This window comes from Pseudopedobacter beijingensis, assembly GCF_042678145.1.
Lineage (GTDB): Bacteria > Bacteroidota > Bacteroidia > Sphingobacteriales > Sphingobacteriaceae > Pseudopedobacter > Pseudopedobacter beijingensis.
On record NZ_JBHUDG010000012.1, the window covers coordinates 96,154 to 117,608 of the forward strand.

Below are 21,455 nucleotides of genomic sequence, written 5' to 3' on the forward strand. Positions count from 1 at the left end.
CTTGTCTTTTTTTAATAGAGAGTTTTCTCTTACAAGTTGGAACAGTAATCTTGAATTGTCTTGGTAGACCTTATAAAGGCCTTCTCAAAATTTAGAGGTCACTCTTTAATATGAAATAAAAAATATGAAAAAATTAATATTTGGAACAGTTATAGGAATGTTCTGTACTCTTAATTATATCAGTGCTCAATCACAAGTACTGTATTCTGGATTTCCGGAGAAATTTGATACTGAATTAATTAAGGAGAGTTATGAGGATGGGGAAGTTAAGCTGAATACAGGAATGTGGCGTTTAAAAGGAGTTAAATTATTGACCCGACGAAAAGGAATGGAGATAGATGATGACGGAACGAAGGGTTTATTGTTTGTATCCAATAATAAAGGGGCTATGGTTGCTGAAATGAAATTTGATCTGGAAGAAGGGATATCAAAAGTAAGTGTGCAATCCTTCTCTTTTGGAACAGATGCACCTTGTAAATGGCGTTTACAGATGTCAACAGATAGAGGAAGCACCTGGAAATGGGTGGGAAAAGAAGTTGTTGTGGATAATAAAATACCTAGGGAAGAAGAGGTAAAAATAAATGCCAATGGACCAATAAGGGTTAGGGTGCTGAAGTTGGGTTTGGGAAATCCAAAAGAAGATTCTAGTATTCAGAATGGAAGGCTGGTTATAGATAATATAGCGATTTACAAAAAGTAGAGATAAACGTTCTTAGGGATGAAAAATTTAAAAAGAAGAGCTTTTTTAAGAGTCTTGTCATTGCTGCTTTTGGTTTTAGTGCCATTTGCAGGATGTGTACAAAAGAAAGAAATAGCTAAAGAAGATCAATGGTTCCAGATGGTAGTGCTTCCCGATACACAATATTATACCGCTGAAAAACATGGCGGAACAATGGAGATGTTTGAGCAACAAATAGAGTGGATTCTTCAAAACTATAAAAATGAGAAAATAGCATACGTTGCCCATTTGGGAGATATTTCTGATCATGGAGAGCAATATCCAATAGAGTGGGAACGCGCCAGAAACGTGATGTATAAGTTAGAGAAACCACGTCCCGGATTGCCTGATGGTATTCCGTATGGTGTAGCGGTAGGAAATCATGACACTTCACCAAATGGTGTTCCTAAGCAGCTAAAGACGGGGTATGAAGCAAGCTTTGGCAGAGACAGGTTTTTAGGGAGAGCTTATTATGGAGGGGCTTTTAATGACCGAAATGAAAATGACAGTCATTTTGATCTATTCTCTGCAGGGGGACAGGATTTTCTGGTTCTTTATCTGGCCTTTAATGAAAAAGGAAATAAAGGTTACGATGAGCAATATGAAAAAGAAACATTCGAATGGGCAGGAAAAGTATTGGAGAATCATAAAAATAGAAAAGCGATTATAGTAAGCCATTCAATTTTGAAAAGACCGGCAAAAACCAATAGTCATTTCGAACCCAACGGAGGTAATAATGAAATCCAAAGTAATTTTACGGCACAAGGGAAGTCAATTTATAACTATTTTAAAGTTTATCCCAATGTATTCATGACCTTGTCCGGTCATATTAGCGGCGAAGGGTATAGAGTGGAAAATTTTAACGGTAACACTATAAAAATGTATCTGTCGGATTACCAATCCAGAAGAAATGCTCCTTATACAGAGAAAGATCGTAATGGAGGAAACGGATTAATGCGCTTAATGAAGTTTAATGTAACAAAAGGGACATTGAGTGTAAGAACAATGGCCCCAAGAAAAGACGGAAAACATATCTGGGAGGAAGATGGAGATAGTATGTTTACGCATTCATTATATCGTTAATAAAAATGTAATAAGGTACGAATTATGCTGAAAAAACTCATTAACAGATTATCCTTTTTAATGCTCACTTTTATAATGGGGCTAACAAGTAATACCTTTTCTCAGTCTCGTGAATTCCAAGTTTTGAGCTATAATATAAAGCATGGATTTGAAGGGGATTCCACTACCATTGCAGAATATATAAAGTGGATAAATAAAATTAATCCAGACATAGCCTTATATCAAGAAGCTAATGGATTTAATCAAAAAAAGATGCAGGAGTTAGCAAAGAAATATGGACATTCCTATGTTGTAGTCATGAATCAGGAATCTGGGCATGAGGTTACACATCCATTAGCTATTACTTCACGCTATCCTATAAATAATACAGAAATGTTTTTAGATAGTATGTGGCATGGGTATATCCACGCTCGAGTACAAGGAATAGATCTGTTTGTTACGCATCTAGCTCCATTTACATTAAAAGATAGACAAAAAGATATTCAAAGAATTATAGAGCATACAAAAAAATTACCCAAGGCATCTAAAATTCTGGTTGCCGGAGATTTTAACTCTTTATCCAGAGTGGATGCAGCGATGTATGATGATGTATTACTAACATCCATGCGGAAAATAGAAGGAAGACTGGAGCCAAAAAGCGGGACACCTATAGTTAAGAATAGAATTATTTATAGAAATAATTTAAATAATGGGCAGATAGACTATTCTGTTACCGACATGATGTTAAATGCAGGATTTATAGATAGCTATTATGAGCTTAATAAACACTTTAAAAATAGTGTGCCCGCAAAATCTTATCAAAAGAAAAGTTCCAAGTTACGTCGTATAGATTTTGTCTGGGTTAATTCAAATCTGTCAAACTCATTGTTAAAAGCCGATATCATTCACGATAAGTATACCGATTTTATGTCAGACCATTATCCGGTATTAATAACATTAAAAAAGGAATAGAAAGAAACTAAACAATAAAATATATGGAAAAAGTTTACTTAAAAACAAAAAGTCTTTTTTGTTTAACGGGGCTTTTATGCTCTTTAAACTCCTATGCTCAAACCGTGACAGATCCGGAGGGGAATGTTTACCCAACAGTTACCATTGGTAACAGAGTGTGGACTGCGGCAAACCTGAAAGTTAAGAAGTATTCTGATGGATCTAGTATTACTAACGGGATTGATATCAATAATACAGGATGGACTGCGTTAGGTACAAATGGTGAAGGAGGATATACCCATCATCCTTTTACAAGTGTAGTCATAGATCCTGTTTTAGGTACTAATGCAACCAGTAGTCAGCAGGTTATAGATACATACGGCTTGTTGTATAATGGTTATGTTGTAAAAAACAGTTTGGGAAAAACTTTAAACTTACCAACAGGATGGCGTGTTTCAACAGATGCAGATTGGCAGGAGCTGGAAACAGAATTGGGTATGGTGAGTTCTGAGCTAAACACTGCTACCTGGAGAGGGGCAACAACAGGAGTACACGTTGGTCAGGATTTAAAAGGTACAAGTCAGTTATGGAAGAGTGACTCTAAAGGAGGAACAGATGTTGTAGGTTTCAATGCCCTTCCTGCCGGAACCAGACAAACCAGCGATGGTGCTTTTGTGTATTTAACAGAAAGAGCCGTTTTTTGGTCGCCTATAGGTACAGAAAGCGCCACTCAAATGTCCCGTAGAGTTTTGGAATACAATAAAATAAGTATTCATAGATCAAGCACTTTAGATAAAAAAGAAGGGATGTCTATTCGTTTGGTAAGAGAGCAGACCGCACCAGTGAACCTGATTAATTACCGATTGAAAAAAGGAGCTAATTATGCAGTTATCAGCTGGGAAACCGTATCAGAACAGAACAATGATTATTTTGTAGTCGAGCGCTCCTCAGATGGTAAGAATTTTAAAGAATTAGCCAAAATACCCGGAAAAGGCACAACAACCCAAAAGCAGAATTATGCTTTTACAGATTATTTTCCTTTAAGTGGAGTTAATTATTATCGCTTACGACAGATAGATAAAGACGCTACGGTAAATAACTACGGTATAATAGCGATAAGTTTCAAATTTGATGAGGCAATAGTACTATCAGCACATCCAAACCCTGTAAATGGAAGTAATGTAACCATAAGCTTTGCTGGTTATCAGGGGAAAGCCATAAGTTTTTCGTTAATAAACACTATTGGGATAACCATTTACAATGAAAACGTTAACCTTGCAGAAGGTCAGGCAGATTATATATTAAACCTTCATAAAAAGCCGGCCGCCGGACAATATATTTTAAATGTAAAAGGAGAAGGACTTGAAAAGTCTTTAAAGTTAATAGTGAAATAGCTTCCGTTATATAGAGAGGTTATCAGATAAACTAAATAAAATGCTAAAATTTATTACAATCAGTTTACTGTTCATTTTCACCTGCGGACACACTTATTCGCAGGTGAAATTAAACACCTTAAACATTAACAGCACAGCCGATTTAAAGGAGTTTTTTAGTTATACATCAGACAGAATACCTTTGGTTTGTGCACACCGGGGAGGAGATCGGGTTGGTTTTCCCGAAAATGCAATTGCTACTTTTGAAAATACGTTAAGCAGAATGCATGCCTTTTTTGAAATAGACCCGCGGTTGACAAAAGATGGTGTAATTGTAACTTTTCATGATGAAACCTTAGAACGAACAACTAACGGAACAGGAAAATTAGCCGATTATACCTGGGAGGAACTAAAACAACTCAAACTTAAAGATACCGAAGGGAATATTACCCCATACAGAATCAATACCTTAGAAGAGGTACTTCTGTGGGCAAAAGGAAAAACCATATTAATATTAGATAAAAAAGATGTTCCCCTTAATAAATTATTAGCCCTTATAGAGGCCAATCAGGCAGAATCTTATGTGCTGATTTCGGCATTTAGTATAAATGATGCAATATATTATTATAGCCGTAATCCAAAAATCATGTTTGAAGCTGTTATAGAAACAGAAGCAGAGATGAATGCCTATGAATCTTCAATCATTCCGTGGGAAAACATTGTCGCATTTACCAGAAGAACAGATGTAGTTGATGACGGAGTGCCGGCAAACGTAAATACACTCTTAAACCAAAAGTTTAGGGAAAAAGGTGTTATGTGTATGCTTTCTACTATGAAATATCAGGATAAGGAAAAAAACAGAGATACCAGAGTAGCAGGTTATCGTAATTTGGTAGCAAACCACGGGATAGATATTATACTGTCAGATAGAGCGTCAGAGTTGTCAGAAGCATTAAAAAACCTTATACCCGGAACAAGTTCAAAGTCTAAGTTTTTTCAGCAGGGAATATTTGATTCCGACTATTCACAGGCAGTAACAGATATAGATGGTAACATATACAATACAGTAACTATAGGTAATCAGGTCTGGGCCAGTAGTAATTTAAAAGTAACCAGATACCGTAATGGCGATCCAATTCCTACGGGATTGAATAATTCAGCCTGGTCTTCCACAGTTTTGGGCGCATATAGCGTTTATCCTTTTACAGATGCCGGCGAAAACAATGAGGCAGCAGTTAAAGAAAAATATGGATTGCTATACAATGCATATGCTATAAATGACTCAAGAAATATTGCTCCAATAGGTTGGCGAGTGGCTACAGACGATGATTGGAAAGAATTGGAAACCTATAACGGCATGGCGACAAGTGTCCTTGATTTATCAGACTGGAGAAATACAAATGGAGAAGGACAACAATTAAAAAGCGAAGAAGGGTGGACATGGGATAGTAAAGCAGGTACAGATAAATATGGTTTTAATGCCCTCCCTGGTGGATATCGGGCTGCATCAGGAACTTATGGACAAATAAAAAACAGAGCCTATTTCTGGACAGGAAGTACCAGTACTAAAACCACCCCGTCTAACTGGAGAAGAATTTTAGAGTACAACAAAATAAGTATACACCGTGTAGATATTTCACGTAACGAAGGTTATGCTGTAAGGTTGATAAAAGAGAATAATACCGCACCAGTAAACCTGATCAATTTCCGGTTGAAAAAAGGAACTAATTATACGGTTATCAGTTGGGAAACCGTATCAGAGCAGAACAATGATTATTTCGTAGTCGAGCGTTCTTCAAATGGTAAAAATTTTAAAGAATTAACCAAAATATCCGGAAAAGGTACAACAACCGAAAAGCAAGACTATACTTTCACAGATTACTTTCCTTTGGGTGGGGTTAACTACTACCGTTTAATACAAACAGATAAAGATGGTACAGAAAATAATTATGGTATCAGGTCAGTAAGCTTTAATCTCAATAACACCGTGATGTTTTTAGCATACCCAAATCCTGTACAGGATAGTGAAATTACTATAAAATTAGCTGGTTATAAGGGGAAAGCAATAACCCTATCGCTGGTGAATATTATGGGGCTAACTATTTATAAAGAAAATATTCTGGTAGCGCCAGAGAAGACAGATTATGTATTAAACCTCACTAAAAAACCGGTAGCAGGACAGTATATCTTAAATGTTCAGGGAGATGGGCTTAATAAATCTTTAAAATTAATGGTCGCTAAATAATAATACGGATTGCACATTAAAAACAGATCAGTTTATATGGCGGGATTTTGGTTTAAGCTTCCTTGTATTTTGGCCATATAATAACTCAAAACCGTATGACTCATATTAAAAAAGGAATACAGATAAGGAAGGACAAATTTTTATAAATCATAAAGAACAAAAAGATAAATCAGATGAAAATAACAATAGCCTCCACCATCATTTTGCTGTTGCTTTCCAGAATCAGTAGTGCAGAAATTATTTTTCCGTCCATTATAGGAAATGGTATGGTGCTTCAACAACAGTTTAAAGCACCGTTGTGGGGAGAAAGCAATCCCGGTAAAAAAATTACCATTATTACCTCGTGGGATAACAAGTCCTATCAGACTGTTTCAGATCAAAAAGGCCTTTTTAAAATCACTGTAAATACACCAGGGGCAGGTGGGCCATATAGCATCAGTTTTAATGATGGAAAAGAGATAAAACTGTCTGATGTTTATATAGGAGAAGTATGGGTTTGTTCAGGACAATCAAATATGGAGTTGCCAGTGAGGGGGTCAGGTGATGATTTTGTATTAAACTCAAAACAGGAAATTCTAAATGCAGAGAACAAGCATATACGTCTTTTTAGAGTAGATAGATACAGCACTCCAATGGCAAGAACCCATTCTAATGGGGCATGGCAGGAAGCAAATGCTAAAAGTGTATCTTCATTTAGTGCAGTGGGGTATTTTTATGCTAAAATTCTTGAAAAAGAACTTAAAGTGCCTGTTGGGATTATTGAAACAGCCTGGAGCGGAACAAGAATTGAAGCATGGATGAGTGCAGAGAGTCTTTCCAGATTCCCTATGATAAAAGTGCTGCCAAAAGAAAAAATGGCTGAAGGTCGTACCAAAGAAATGCGTAACAATCCTTCTGGGCTCTTTAATGGGATGGTGATGCCTGTTATTGGCTATGGCATTAAGGGGGTAATCTGGTATCAGGGCGAAGCAAATCGTTTAAAACCTTTAGAGTATTTCCATCTTTTTCCTGCGATGGTAGAGGATTGGCGGCAACGATGGGGTCAGGGCAACTGGCCTTTTTATTACGTTCAGATAGCGCCATATAGCTATCCCAAAGATGAAGGGAAGAATGCTATGATGGTTCCGCTCATGCGTGAAGTGCAGCTTAAATCTATGGACAAGATACCTAATAGCGGTATGGTAATAAGTGTAGACGCAGGTAGCGAGAATACTATTCATCCTCCCGACAAGCAAATTATAGCCCAAAGATTAGCTAATTGGGCTTTAGCTAATGATTATGGTAAAAAAGAGATAACCTTTATGTCGCCATTATATGTATCTAAACAAATTGCAGGTAATAAAGTCAAAATACAATTTAAATATACAGGGAAAGGACTTGTCTCTTCCAGAAAGGCATTAACAGATTTTGAGATAGCTGGTGAAGACCGAAAATTCTATCCAGCCAATGCCGTTATAATTGATAAGAACATTATAGAGGTTAACTCAGAAAAGGTAATAAAACCTGTAGCGGTAAGATATGCATTTACACGATGGGCTCAGGGAAAGCTATATTCTTCTGAAGAGCTACCTGTAGCCCCTTTTCGAACAGATGATTGGGAATTATAACTGATGGACCAAAAGGAGAAGCTTTGTCTTTAGGTGTTTTCTATAAACTATAGGCGATAAAGCAGATTTAGCTTGAAAAAGAACAATGTATTTTATATGTACGAGCTAAAGGATTAAATAAAACATTAAAAGTATTGGTTAGTTAAGATCTTTTAATAAAACTAGACAAATGAAAATTTTAAAACTTATTTTTTTATTAATCATTAGTTCCGAGGTATATGCGCAGGTAGAGCTCCATACACTGAGAATCGAAAATCAAAATGATTTAAAAGAGTTTTTTCGATATGCACCAGACAGAATACCTTTAGTGTGTGCGCATCGGGGTGGCGTAAAACCAGGTTTCCCTGAAAATAGTATTGCCACTTTTGAGTATACCTTAAGCCAGATACCCGCTTTCTTTGAAGTAGATCCAAGATTAACCAAAGATGGAGTAATTGTAGCCTTCCATGATGCTACATTGGATAAAAAAACCGATGGAATAGGAAATCTGGCTGACCATACCTGGGAAGAGGTACAGCAACTAAGACTTAAAGATAATAACGGAAATATTACTCCTTATAAAATTCATAAGCTGGAAGAAATTTTGCAATGGGCAAAAGGTAAAACCATATTGATCTTAGATAAAAAAGATGTTCCTTTTGATAAACTATTAACGTTAATAGAAGCTAATCGGGCCGAGTCTTATGTTCTCATTTCTGCTTACAAATTAAAAGAGGCATTGTATTATCATAAACGCAATCCAAAACTGATGTTTGAAGCGATGATAAAAGATGAAAATGTAATGGAAGCATATCAGAAATCAGGAATTCCGTGGCAGAATATCGTAGCCTTTACAGGGCAACCATTAAAACCAGAATTGAATGCAAAATTGCGGGCTAAAGGAGTAATGTGTATGGTGTCTACCATGAAATTTGAAGAAAAGTTAGGTTCTCGTGGCGCCAGGGCAGCAGGTTATAAGAAGCTTGTGGAGAACGGAATAGATGTTGTTCTGACTGATAGAGCGATAGAAGTTTCAGCAGTACTCAAAAATAATATATCTGAAGAAAGCTCAAAAAGTAAATTTTTCCAACAAGCCACATTTAATTCCGGTTATACCAATGTAAAGGAGGTAAAAAGAAAACTTATTCCTAAATGAAGGGGGGAGTAGATTATTTTTTTGATTATATAATGTTTCTGTTTAAATTTACTCTACTATAAAAACAGAGATTTGTTTTTATAACCTCTCCTATTTACCCGTGATTTTCTGAAAAAAGAATTTATTAAGTCCGTAAAACTCCGCCAAAGTCCATGAAAGTCTGCGAAACTCCGTCTATACTGTACACTTGCGCCGCACTTGTCGTATGCCTGACTCGATAATGATTCTATGTTTGTTCGAGAAGTCTTCGAGTATTCTTCGGAAAAACAGCTTTTTTGTCGAAGCCGTCTCGAAGAACACTCGAAGAGCAATGCTGTGTGTGTCGAGTCAATCTCCTGTCTGTCTGGGGGACATCTCCTTGAAAAGCTTTTGGAGAATGTATAGGAAAACAAAAATTATATATCTGGCTGTTCAGAATTTTTGGCCTGTTTGTTTGATAATTAACAGAGCATTTTCTTAAGGCTGAGTTTATATTTGAATTTTGTTGTTTTAAAAATGTTAAAATTCAAATATTTTTTGTTTAAAAACATTTAATTGTGTTTATTTGTTGTGTTGGTGTTGTTGAAGCCACCTGTAAAACCTAAATAAAGAATATGTCTGTACCAATTTTCATTCGATATATGTTTTCGGATATAAGTATGAGGAGATTTCTGCTACCTCTCTTTTTGTGGTTTTCTCTTCCTTTATCAGAAATTAAAGCCCAAAACGAACGGATTCATCAACTTGAAATAGCTAATGTAAAAGCGCTGAAGGCATTTTTTAAATATACCCCAGACAGGATACCATTAATTTGCGGGCATCGGGGTGGGTTAAAGTCTACTTCTCCAGAGAACGCTTTGGCTACTTTTGAGTTGGCTTTGAGAAAAGCGCCCCTGTTTTTTGAAATAGATCCCCGTCTGACTAAAGATAGTGCCGTAGTTATTCTTCATGATGCTACTTTAGACAGGACGACTACGGGAACAGGTAAACTTGTTGATTATACGCTGGAAGAGGTAAGAAAGCTCAAGTTGAAAGATTCGAAAGGCAATGCAACTTCTTATAGGGTGCCCACTATAGAAGAAGTTATAGACTGGGCCAGAGGTAAAACTATTCTGATGATAGATAAAAAGGATGTTCCTGTGGAAATGTTGTATGAAATTATTAAAAAGAATAAGGCTGAATCTTTTGTTTTGATATCCTCCTATAAACCGGAAGAAGCAGTGTATTATCATCAAAAGGACAAGAATCTGATGTTTGAGGCATTTATCAAAAATGAAAAACAAATGCAGGCTTATGAACAGGCAGGGATACCCTGGGAAAATATAGTAGCCTATTTGGGGCAGCCTAAAGATAAAAAGCTTTATGATCAGCTCCATCAAAAAGGAGTGATGGTGATGATATATACAGGGCCGGTTTATGATAAGATAAAAGATAAGGAGCAAAGAGCTAATAGTTACCGGGAAATAATTTCAAGTGGTGCCGATATTTTGTTAAGTGACAGGGCTGTGGAGGCTTATGAAGCCATAAAGGAGCTGATGCCATTGAAAAGTAGTAAACGTAAATTCTTTAAATCAAGATGAGGAAGTCTATTTTATTTGCACTGATGCTAGTTTCTTTTAGTGCACTAGCCCAGAAAAAAGAAATCAACAAAGTAGATCGTCCGAAGTTGGTTATAGGAATTGTGGCCGACCAGATGAGATGGGATTATTTATACAGGTACCAAAATCATTACGGGAAAGGGGGCTTTAACAGACTGCTGTCCTCTGGTTTTTCTTTTGAAAATGTAATGATTACCCACTCCCCTTCTAAAACAGCGGTTGGCCATTCTGTGATTTATAGCGGATCGGTTCCGGCTATTAACGGGATCACAGGAAATAGCTGGGTAGAGGTACCTTCCGGAAAAAAAATGTATTGTGTGTCTGATTCTACCGTTGATGCAGTGGGTTTGGTAGCGGGAAGCGAGGATAGAGATGCTGGTAGGATGTCTCCAAAGAACCTGCTGGTAACAACAATTACAGATGAGCTGCGGTTAGCTACAAACTTTAGATCAAAGGTTGTGGGCGTGTCTTTAAAAGACAGGGCCTCTATCCTACCCGCAGGTCATGCCGCCAATATAGCCTACTGGTTAGATGATGTGTCTGGTAGATTTATTACCAGTACTTATTATGCAAAAGACTTGCCTCGTTGGGTAGATGATTTTAACGAAATAAAATTGCCCGATCAGCTGGTTTCAAAAGGATGGAATACGCTATTGCCTATAGAAAGCTATACGCAAAGCACAGAAGATTATGTTCCATGGGAAGGGCGTTTTATTAAAGAAAAAAGATCAGTATTTCCTCATGATTTAAGTATCGATTATAATGCTAGTAAAGGAACCATCCGCAAAACACCTTTTGGCAATACGTTGACGTTGGAATTTGCGAAAAGGGCATTAGAAGGGCATGATTTGGGGAAAGGAGAAGAGACGGACTTTTTGACCGTTAATCTGGCATCTACAGATTATGTGGGACATATGTACGGACCTAATTCGGTGGAGATAGAAGATGTGTATATCCGTTTAGATAGAGATCTGGAAGCCTTTTTTGATTATCTGGATAAAAAGATAGGAAAGAGTAATTACCTGGTTTTTTTAACGGCAGACCACGGGGCTGCACATGTTCCTGCCTTTCTTACAGAGCAAAAGATCCCTTCGGGGGTTTTGAATGGTGGTACTGTAAGAAAAGCACTGAATAAGGTGTTGAATGAGGAGTTTGGACAAAAAGACCTGGTGACTTCGGTTTTAAATGACCGGGTGCATTTCGACAAGGCAAAAATCAAGACAGCGGACGAGTATGAGAAAATCAAGAGAAGTGCGATAAATATATTGGGAGCCATTGAAGGAGTACAAATGGTGGTTGATCTGGAAAATATAGATAAGGAGGCGGTGCCGGAACCTATTAAATCAATGCTGGTTAATGGTTATAACCGAAAACGAAGTGGGCCATTGGTTATTGTTCCAGAGCCAGCCTGGTTTGCAGGTAGCAAGACGGGAACAACTCATGGAGTGTGGAATCCTTACGATACGCATATCCCGCTTGTTTTTATGGGTTGGAATATTTCCAAAGGCAAATCAAACCAGTTGCATTCAATGACTGATATTGCACCTACGTTAGCCGCGTTGTTAAAAATACAGATGCCAAATGGATGTGTAGGTAAACCCTTAACAGAAATATTACCCTAGCTTAAAGATCAATATCAATATAAACTTAAAATTTGCACGATGTCATCATTTTTAATTCCAGAGAGGCGCAGGTGGTTAATTATTTTTATCATATTCCTTGCTATCGTTTTTAATTATTACGATCGTCAGATCGTGTCCATATTAAAACCTGTTCTTAAAAAGGAATTCGATTTGGATGATGCGGGTTATGCTATTGTAATCAATATTTTTACCATTTGTTATGCCTTAATGTATCCTGTTTCTGGCTGGTTGGTAGATAAGTTTGGGGCAAAAAAGGTGATGTTTTTTGGTATCCTGGGGTGGTCTTTGGCTTGTTTTGGCGGGGGGCTGTCCCGGACATTTACTCAGTTTACCTCCTTTAGGGCATTGTTGGGATTGGCTGAACCTACAAATTTTCCTGCTCAGTTAAAGGTGGTTACTATTTGGTTTTCAGGTAAGTTAAGAGCTACGGCCAATAGTCTGTGTGTTGCCGGAAGTTCTATCGGGGCTATTATAGCACCGCCCTTGGTTGCATGGTTGGCAATAACTTATAATTGGCATACTGTTTTTATTGTTGCAGGTTGCGTTGGGCTTTTAATAGCATTGTTATGGGTTTTTATTTATCAAGATCCGCCAGCTTATATTGCTGCTGAGGCTTCGGGAGTATCTAAACCAGAAAATACTGTTGCTTTCTCATGGGGACAGTTATGGAAAACCAAAAGCTTGTGGGGTATTTTAGCTATTCGTTTTGTGAGTGATCCGGTTTGGTATTTTTGTTTGTTCTGGCTTCCGGGATATTTGCAGGAGGAGTCTGGATTATCGCTGGCTCAGGTGGGGATGTTTGGTTGGATCCCTTTCCTGGTTGCGGATGTAGGAGCAATTGGAACATCGGCCTGGTCTGATTACATGGTGAGAAAAGGAAAAGAACCATTAAAAGCCAGGAAAATTATGCTAAGTCTTATCGCCATACTGGCTCCTTTGTGTATTCTAACGCCTTATGTATCTAATGCCTATGCTACCTTGTTGATTTTTAGTCTGGTTGCAGTGGCTTGTTTGAGCTGGTTGTTTACTATTAGTGTGGTAATAGCGGAGGCTTTTCCTGTGAAAAATGTGGCTAGTGTATTGGGTATAGCTGGAGGCTTTGGTGCTGTAGGCGCTGTGCTGTTTAACTATTTTGTAGGGCAGTTTATGGGGACTATAGGGACGGATAAAATTTTTATAGCTATGGCATTTTTACATCCTATTGCCGTTTTAATATTATGGACAATGGTTAAGAAAGAGACCCCAGATGAAAAGAAAGGTTTGGCCGGGGAATTATTATTAAAAGATCAATAGTGTTAGCTGTTATTGCTAATCCGAGTTACGTACTTTATTGAAATTAAAAGAAAAAATATGGGTTTTAAAAGTTTAATGTGTTTTGGGGTTTGGATACTTATTGCAGCTTGTAGCAAAGCAAATAAAAATGATCCGCCAGAAAATCCCGCTGCTGAAACTGTTATAAAAACAGGGCAAACTATTAGGGTAATGACTTACAATATACATCATGCTAACCCTCCTGCAAAAGTAGGAGTAATTGATATGGAAGCAATTGCTGCGGTTATTAATAAGGAGCAACCAGATATTGTGTTTCTTCAGGAAGTAGATGTAAATACAACCCGATCAGGTGTTTCTTTAGACCAGGCAAAGGATTTAGGTATCCGTTGTAATATGTATTCTTATTTCACGAAAGCTATAAACTATAAAGAAGGTGAATATGGCAATGCGATTTTATCTAAATTCTCTTTATTTAAACAGGGAGGACGTATTTTGCCTAATGTGATAGGCTTTACGGGAGAAAGCCGCTCTCTTGCTTATGTAGGAATTAAGACCGAAGATAATAACATGATTTATTTTGCTTCTACTCATTTAGATGAGTCAAGAGACGATAACAGGCTTCGTCAGATAAAAGGATTATTTGAAATTAATGAACAACTTAATGCACCTATAGTACTTGGTGGAGATTTTAATGCAAGGCAGGGAAGTGAGAGTATAGATTTATTGCAACAGCAGTTTAAAATTGGATGTATTGAGGACTGTCCGGTAATTATAGATCATATCACACTCAATAAAAAAGCAGAAAGTATATTTAAAGTGATAAAATATGAGATTGTAAATGATGAAACTCAAGCTTCTGATCATAATCCGGTTATTTCAGATATTAAATATAAAGAATAAGGTTTTACAGGCAGGTGTGTTTATTTGGTGATGTTTACCACGACTCTGCAATAAATGAGCATATATAATTTTTAAAGATGATAAATAAAAAAGCAAGCATTTCTGAACCGGCAAGGGAGATTCCGGTAAGAATGGAAGTAGATGTATTAGTGGTTGGAGGCGGTCCTTCCGGAATTATTGCTGCACAAGCTGCTGCCGAAGATGGTTTAAAGGTAACGCTAATTGATAGCAGAAGTTTTGTGGGAGGAAATATGACGATTGGTTTGCCTATTCTGGGTTTTTTAGGCCAAAAAGGGAACCAGATCATTAAAGGTATACCTCAGAAATTTATAGACAGGCTTAAGGAAAAAGATGCAGCCAGCGAACACAGGCCATGTCCTTTACACATGTCCCTTACTTTGGTAGAGCCGGAAGCAGTAAAAAACGTAGGTCTGGAAATGTTGCAAGAAAGTGGTGTAGATGTGTTGCTGTATGTATTTAGTGCCGGAGTGGTGATGGAAGGCAACGAGATAAAAGGGGTGATTATAGAGAGTAAATCAGGTAGGGAGGTTATTTTAGCGAAAACGGTTATTGACTGTACAGGAGATGCGGATGTTGCGTATAGAGCAGGGGTTGAGTGTGAACAGGGAAATGAAGATGGAGGGGCGCAACCACCAACATTAATGTTTTGTATGGGAGGTGTGGATACTGAAAAACTGAGAATGAGTATTGCTGAGGAGCCCCGAACCTATCTTACAGATTTTATTCCGGCAGAATATTTTGGACAGAATAATCAGTTTATTGTGGTTGGTTTGAGAAGCCTGATGCAGAAAGCCAGAGATGAAGGGTATGATTTGCCGGTAGAAAGAACCATCCTGATAACGGGATTAAGAGAGGGGGAAGTGTGGGTAAATATGTCGAGGATAAACGGTGTTGATGGTACTAACCCGGAGAGTTTGTCTTTTGGAGAAATGGAAGGCAGACGACAAATAGAAGAAATACAGAAATACCTGATAGCCTATGTGCCTGGTTTTAAAGATGCGCATTTTACCAAGATGGCTCCGTTCCTGGGGATACGTGAAACGCGTCGTATTGTGGGTAAATATGTAATGACAGCCCAGGATATTTTAAGCTGTGGTCGCTTTGATGACGCCATCGCTGTAGCCAGTTATCCTTTGGATATTCACCATCCGCAAGGTGGAGGGTGTACTCTGGAATGGTGTGGAGACTGTTATGATATTCCTTATCGTTCGTTAATTCCCGAAAAAATAGAAAATCTTATTGTAGCAGGAAGATGTATTTCAACAACACATGAGGCTATGTCTGCAATTAGAGTAATGGCACCGTGTATGGCTATGGGTGAAGCGGCTGGAAGGGCAGCTAAAATTGCTGTTAGAAAAGGCATTAAACCGTCTCAGGTTAATGTTGAAGAGCTCAGAGGGGAATTATTAGAAAAAGGGGCGTATTTAAATCCGGTAGAGCAATCGGTGTAAGGTGTAAAATACTCATTATAAACAGGGGTGAATTATTTGCTAATCCTAATAATTATTCCTTTTAAAACATAGCTGATATGATAAAATCAAATAGAAGGTCCTTTATAAGAGGTGTTGCCATGGTGGGAGGTGTTGCTTTTATGCCGAATCTGGTATTGGGGGCAGAGAAAAATAAAAGTGGTAAGTTGTCGCATAAAATTCTATGTTGTAATATTAGGGTGGCATTAGATGATGATGAAAAGAATGGCGTGGGTTGGAGTACAAGAAAATTTGGATGTATTCAGATAATAAAAAATCAAAAACCTGATGTTTTTTGTCTGCAAGAAGTTTTGAGGATCCAAAATGACGATCTTAAAAAAGCTTTCCCTGATTTTCAGTCGTTCGGATTTGAAGGGCCTGAAATGGATAAGTTTAAAGAGGGTTATCACGGTATTGCTAAAAACCCGATTTTTTTCTCTAAAAAGAGATATGAATTATTGGATGCCGGAAGTTTTTGGCTTTCAGAAACTCCGCTTGTAGCAGGAAGTCTTTCCTGGGAATCTGCAAGAGCAAGACATGTAAACTGGGTTCGTTTGTATGATAAGATGTCAAAAAAGGAATTCAGAATATCAAATCTGCATTTAGATCATAAGAGTCAGAAGGCCAAAGTGGAGCAGGTTAAAATGGTTTTGGAATATGCAAAGCAATATCCTGTAGATTTTCCGCAAATATTAACAGGTGATTTTAATGCAGGGGCTTCTAATCCGGTTTATACAACGGTTAAAAGCTATGATTGGACTGATACATATACAGCCTTACATGGTGAGGCTGAGCCGGGATTTACTGTGCATATGTTTAAGGGAGAGAATTACGAGAAGAAAGATAAAGGGAAGAAGATAGATTTTATCTTCGGAACACCAGGTGTAAAGCCTTTGTCTGCAGCTATTATTAAAGATAATGTGCGTGGAGTATATCCAAGCGATCACTATTTCGTTTCTGCAGAAATTCTTCTTTAGATACTATTTATTAAGTATAATAGTTGTTGGTTAGAGGTTGTCTCAGAAGAACCTTGTTGTCCCGAGAAAGTCGAGGGATCTGTTTCAGGAATACTTAGGAAGAAAGCTTTTCTTCGCCGTACTCATCGAAATGACAAGTTTTCTTATTTGAGACAGCCTCTTTTTTTATGAAAACAGCTGTTGTTAATAACTTTCTTTTGTCGACTAGGTGCAATGTCAATATCTGAGTCACGGATTAAAGGATTTTACAGGAGCTGGAACCTCTGCCTGTGAGTATAGTGAATAGCGTCACTCCAGATCGGTTAATAAATTAGAGTTTTTAACTCTGTTTAATCATTCACAACGTCGAATCTTTATACTAGTATCAGTTTATAAAAAAAAACATCCAGATGATAGCTAATCCTGCTGCGATCTGGATGTTTGAATTTTTATTTTTTGCTTGTTATTGAGCGTTAAATGCTGTTTATTGATAAGATATAGCAGCCAATAAATCTGTGGTTATTTTATCCTGTTCATAAATGTTTCCAAAACGATCTGTAGCTATAACCTTTACAGTGGCATTAGGGTTGTTGAGCGTATAGCTATAAAGATGCATTGTTGTTGTGGTGTAGTTAGTTGGGTTTCGGTTTAAGATTCCCAAATGGTATCCTAAAGACCAGGCGTCTTTGTTTAGGCTGGTATTAAGTGTCATGTTTCCGCTTTTAATTCCGTTTTCGTAGACTTCAATTTTCCAGTCGGGATCAGCGTTCCACACATTAGCAATTAATGTTTTGTTAGATAGTCCATATCCGAAGTTTCCGTATTCACCACCAAAAGAAGCATTTCCCCAATGTAGTCTTAACTGGAAACTTTTGTCGTAATTCACCGATTTGTAATACCAATTATCTATAGTAGGTCCATTGATGTTATATACGGCATATCCATTTGGGGTTCCGTCTCCGTTAATTGTCGATTTCCACCAGGCTCCGCATGCTGCAGCATGAATATGTTCGTACATGTTTTTAGGAGAGGTGTGAATATAGTTTTGATTGTAATGGGTATGTCCTGACATTAAATGAACCTCTTTATAATCTTTAAAAAGGTTAAATAAAGCAGTTTTGTTAGTGAAATTACTATTCCTGATGGGGATGTGGTAAAATATAATAATCATTTTTTGCTTAGGCACAAACTTCAAATCGCTGGTTATCCATGTAATTTGCTCATCAGAAATGTGGTAGGTGTAATTTTCAGAATCGCTAAATTTAACATTGTCTAAGCATATAAAATGTACATCGCCATAATTGAAAGAATAATTTAAAGGGCCATAATTATCGCTGAAGAGGTTGCCATCCTTTATGCCTCCGGTCCTGGTAAATTTATCATGGTTTCCTATGGTTGTAAAAACAGGCATCTCCATACTTCCCAGTAAAGATTTCATGGGCAGTAAAAGATCGTCTTTGTCTGCTACTACATCTCCCATAGATAAGCCCAAAACAGGGGTGTTAATGCTGTTTAATGTTTGTTTAATGTCTGCTATAGTTTCATTTTTAAAACGGTTTACTTCTGCAGTGCTTCCTGTCTGCGGATCGCCAATACAGATTAGGGTAAAGTTGTTCTCTGGTTGTTCCAGTTTTTTTAAAGAGAAATCTGCCCTGAAGATCTTGTTGTTGTCTACATCGACTCTTTTGTGAAAAGAGGGAATCTTTGTTTCGTTACTTTCCGTGTTAATTTCGTAATTACTGGGGGTTGAGTAGAATACAAATCTGGCATTGGTGTTTCTTTTAAATTGATAAGTTCCTTTTGCATCGGTTTGTACAGAGGTATAGCCGTCGCTCACTATAACCCCGCTAACAGGTTTGTTATCTGTGTCAGAAATTTTTCCATAAGTATTATTGTCTCCGGATAGTTGGATGAACTCTTCTTCTGGTAGAGGGTTGTACTCGTTGTTTTCGTTTTTAGGGCTCTCTTTTTTACAGGCCAGAAAGAGAAAGCATAAAATGATAATTAATCTTGTTTTTCTTTTCATTTCCGTTTTTAGTTTAATGATGGTAAGTAAAGGTCCTTTCTGAAAGATTTGTTAAAAACCGTTACGCTATTTTAGATAAATGTAGTGAATTTTATAAGTTAATTTAAATCAAAAATATTTTTTTACAGTTTTTTAAAGTTTATTTAATTTAATTTTGTTAAATTGTTTTGTGTTTGTAAGTTTGTTGAAGAAGATGTTAAACCAATTTTAAATCTAGGTTATGAACGAGGGGAGTATTAGAGATAACCGGGTGTTTGAAAAGACAGGAATACCTAAAAATCTCCGTTGGGGATATTTAGGCATACTTGTTTTTATGATGGGAGACGGTGTGGAACAAGGTTGGTTGAGTCCTTACCTGGTAGAGAAAGGCTTGAGTGTGCAGTACTCGGCTTTACTGTTTACTGTTTATGGATTTACAATTGCGCTTTCGTCATGGCTGTCTGGAGTGCTTTCGGAGATTTTTACCCCTAAAAAGACTATGTTTTTCGGGTTCCTTCTTTTTGTTGTCAGCACTGTTGGTTTTGTAGGTTATGGAATGAGGACATTGAACTTTGAACTTATGTTGGTTTCTTATGCTATGCGGGGGTTGGGTTATCCTTTATTTGCCTATTCCTTTTTGGTTTGGATAACTTATGAGAGTCCGAAGAATATGCTGGGTAGAGCTGTAGGGTGGTTCTGGTTTGTGTTTACGGGAGGTTTAAATGTTTTTGGTGCCTATTATTCAAGTTGGGCGATTGAACGATTAGGTTATATAAATACTTTATGGAGTTCCATATTCTGGGTTTCTTTAGGTGCTTTCTTTACACTGGTACTTAATAAGGGGAGTTTTAAGAAAAGTTCTCCTTCCCTTTCGAATAGAACGTCTGTGATAACAGAGCTGTTAAAGGGGATTACTATTATGAAAGAAGAGCCTAAGGTGCTTATAGGAGGAGTAATACGGGCTATAAATACTACTGCACAGTTTGCTTTTCCTGTATTTATACCCATGTATATGGCTTTATATGGTTTTACTACTCAGGAGTGGTTGCAGATATGGGGTACAATTTTTAGTGCAAATATTGCCTTTAACCTGATTTTCGGATTTGTCGGTGACCGTCTGGGGTGGCAAAAAACAATAGCATGGTTTGGTGGCTTTGGTTGTGCTATAAGCACTCTTTTATTTTACTACTCTCCTGTTTTGTTTGGGAACAATTTTTGGTTGGTGATGCTAAGTGGGGTTTTATGGGGTGCGCTTCTGGCGGGCTATGTGCCATTATCTGCTTTAGTTCCTTCATTAGTAGAGAAAGATAAAGGGGCGGCAATGTCTGTTTTAAATCTGGGTGCCGGTTTATCCGTTTTTTTAGGACCAGCCATTGTTGGATTGTTTATAGGGCATCTGGGTACAGCCGGAGTGATTTGGATTTTAGCGGGACTCTATTTTTTAAGTGCTGTTCTGACGGGTTTTGTAAAGCTGCCTGAAAATAAACTGTAATGATTAATTAATATTTATAGAAGATTTAGTATTTGAACACAAAAAGAAGAGGAGATGAGAATATTGATAACGGCGCCTTATAACGAAACTGGGCGCGAGGAATTGGAACGTAACTTTGGAGAGATAGTTTATAAACCCTGGAAGAATATTGGTAGGGCGTACAATGAAGAAGAACTTCTGGCCTTATTGTCTGAAAGTGGAGCGGAAGCATTGATTACCGAACATGACCATGTTACCGGAAAAGTAATTTCGGCAAATCCACAGCTGGCATTTATTGGTGTTTGCAGGGGAACGCCATCTAACGTTGCTTTAGAAACAGCAAAACAGTTGAATATACCCGTATTTCATACACCGGCAAGAAATGCACAGGCAGTAGCAGAAATGTTTATTGCCAATGTTATTAACCTGTACAGAAAAACTATTGAAAGCTCTATCTGGTTAAAAAGCAGAAAGTGGGATGAGGGCGCGCATACATCTTATCTCGAATTTAAAGGATTGGAGCTTGCCGGAAAAACTATTGGTATGGTTGGTTTTGGTGCCGTAGGGCAAACCATTGCCAATTTGGTAAAGAACTTTCCAGTAAAGATTAAATTTTATGATCCTTTTTTGGATAATTACGACCCTGAATATGAAAAAACAAGTTTAGAAGATGTGTTTGCTTCTTCGGATATTGTTTCGATACATCTTCCGGTCAATGCTAATACCGAGAGGATGATTGATGAGAAACTGATCTCGTTGATGAAACCTACAGCTATTTTTGTAAATACGGCGCGAGCTGTAGTTGTAAAAAGAGAGGATTTGATTGATGCCCTGGAAAATAACAAAATAAAGGGAGCCATTTTAGATGTATTTGACCATGAGCCACCAGATGCATTGGATTATAAGTTAATAGATATGCCTAACGTATTGGCTACACCGCATACTGCCGGGGCAACTTTTGAGGTAGAAGACCATCATGTAGTTATATTAAATAAACAATTGCTGGCTTGGGTAAAACAAAAGCAAACAACGATATTGTCTAACCATTAA

16 protein-coding genes are annotated in these 21,455 nt (G+C 37.5%); 15 read left to right on the plus strand and 1 reads right to left on the minus strand.

The features are described 5' to 3' along the window. The first annotated feature begins 124 nt into the window (after positions 1-124). From ACFSAH_RS08260 to ACFSAH_RS08320, 13 genes are all read left to right on the plus strand, one after another. The gene (locus ACFSAH_RS08260; RefSeq protein ID WP_379662245.1) at positions 125-700 is read left to right on the plus strand and encodes a hypothetical protein; all 576 of its coding nucleotides are present in this window, start codon (positions 125-127) and stop codon (positions 698-700) included. An 18-nt stretch (positions 701-718) separates the two neighbouring features. Continuing rightward, complete coding sequence (locus ACFSAH_RS08265; protein WP_379662246.1) at positions 719-1,801, plus strand: metallophosphoesterase; 1,083 nt, start codon at positions 719-721, stop codon at positions 1,799-1,801. A 24-nt stretch (positions 1,802-1,825) separates the two neighbouring features. Next, entirely contained in the window at positions 1,826-2,752 is a 927-nt protein-coding gene (locus ACFSAH_RS08270) for an endonuclease/exonuclease/phosphatase family protein (protein ID WP_379662247.1), read from the plus strand. A 23-nt stretch (positions 2,753-2,775) separates the two neighbouring features. After that, on the plus strand, positions 2,776-4,125 hold the full coding sequence (locus ACFSAH_RS08275; RefSeq protein WP_379662248.1) for an FISUMP domain-containing protein: 1,350 nt from the start codon (positions 2,776-2,778) through the stop codon (positions 4,123-4,125). 40 nt (positions 4,126-4,165) lie between these two features. Next, positions 4,166-6,349 carry an FISUMP domain-containing protein gene (locus ACFSAH_RS08280; protein WP_379662249.1) on the plus strand — a complete coding sequence of 728 codons (2,184 nt, stop codon included), beginning with the start codon at positions 4,166-4,168 and terminating at the stop codon, positions 6,347-6,349. Between the two features lie 173 nt (positions 6,350-6,522). Further along, a complete protein-coding gene (locus ACFSAH_RS08285) occupies positions 6,523-7,956 on the plus strand; it encodes a sialate O-acetylesterase (protein WP_379662250.1) in 1,434 nt (477 codons plus the stop codon). A 169-nt stretch (positions 7,957-8,125) separates the two neighbouring features. Then, positions 8,126-9,091, plus strand: a complete 966-nt coding sequence (locus tag ACFSAH_RS08290; protein ID WP_379662251.1) for a glycerophosphodiester phosphodiesterase family protein — start codon at positions 8,126-8,128, stop codon at positions 9,089-9,091. Between the two features lie 593 nt (positions 9,092-9,684). After that, positions 9,685-10,650: a glycerophosphodiester phosphodiesterase family protein gene (locus ACFSAH_RS08295; protein ID WP_379662252.1), complete on the plus strand. Its 966-nt coding sequence runs from the start codon at positions 9,685-9,687 to the stop codon at positions 10,648-10,650. Further along, positions 10,647-12,290, plus strand: a complete 1,644-nt coding sequence (gene pafA, locus ACFSAH_RS08300; RefSeq protein WP_379662253.1) for an alkaline phosphatase PafA — start codon at positions 10,647-10,649, stop codon at positions 12,288-12,290. The genes ACFSAH_RS08295 and pafA overlap by 4 nt, the downstream gene beginning before the upstream one ends. A 39-nt stretch (positions 12,291-12,329) precedes the next feature. Further along, positions 12,330-13,604: an MFS transporter gene (locus ACFSAH_RS08305; RefSeq protein ID WP_379662254.1), complete on the plus strand. Its 1,275-nt coding sequence runs from the start codon at positions 12,330-12,332 to the stop codon at positions 13,602-13,604. Positions 13,605-13,661: 57 nt separating this feature from the next. Beyond that, the gene (locus ACFSAH_RS08310) at positions 13,662-14,483 is read left to right on the plus strand and encodes an endonuclease/exonuclease/phosphatase family protein (protein WP_379662255.1); all 822 of its coding nucleotides are present in this window, start codon (positions 13,662-13,664) and stop codon (positions 14,481-14,483) included. Positions 14,484-14,560: 77 nt separating this feature from the next. Then, the gene (locus ACFSAH_RS08315) at positions 14,561-15,955 is read left to right on the plus strand and encodes an FAD-dependent oxidoreductase (RefSeq protein WP_379662256.1); all 1,395 of its coding nucleotides are present in this window, start codon (positions 14,561-14,563) and stop codon (positions 15,953-15,955) included. 77 nt (positions 15,956-16,032) lie between these two features. Further along, entirely contained in the window at positions 16,033-16,950 is a 918-nt protein-coding gene (locus ACFSAH_RS08320; RefSeq protein ID WP_379662257.1) for an endonuclease/exonuclease/phosphatase family protein, read from the plus strand. 463 nt (positions 16,951-17,413) lie between these two features. Here the strand turns inward: ACFSAH_RS08320 and ACFSAH_RS08325 are convergent, their stop codons facing one another. Next, the gene (locus ACFSAH_RS08325; RefSeq protein WP_379662258.1) at positions 17,414-18,955 is read right to left on the minus strand and encodes a calcineurin-like phosphoesterase C-terminal domain-containing protein; all 1,542 of its coding nucleotides are present in this window, start codon (positions 18,953-18,955) and stop codon (positions 17,414-17,416) included. 220 nt (positions 18,956-19,175) lie between these two features. Here ACFSAH_RS08325 and ACFSAH_RS08330 point away from each other — a divergent pair, with 220 nt between their 5' ends. Together ACFSAH_RS08330 and ACFSAH_RS08335 are read left to right on the plus strand one after the other, a co-directional pair. Then, complete coding sequence (locus tag ACFSAH_RS08330; RefSeq protein ID WP_379662259.1) at positions 19,176-20,426, plus strand: MFS transporter; 1,251 nt, start codon at positions 19,176-19,178, stop codon at positions 20,424-20,426. Between the two features lie 54 nt (positions 20,427-20,480). Further along, complete coding sequence (locus ACFSAH_RS08335) at positions 20,481-21,455, plus strand: NAD(P)-dependent oxidoreductase (protein ID WP_379662260.1); 975 nt, start codon at positions 20,481-20,483, stop codon at positions 21,453-21,455.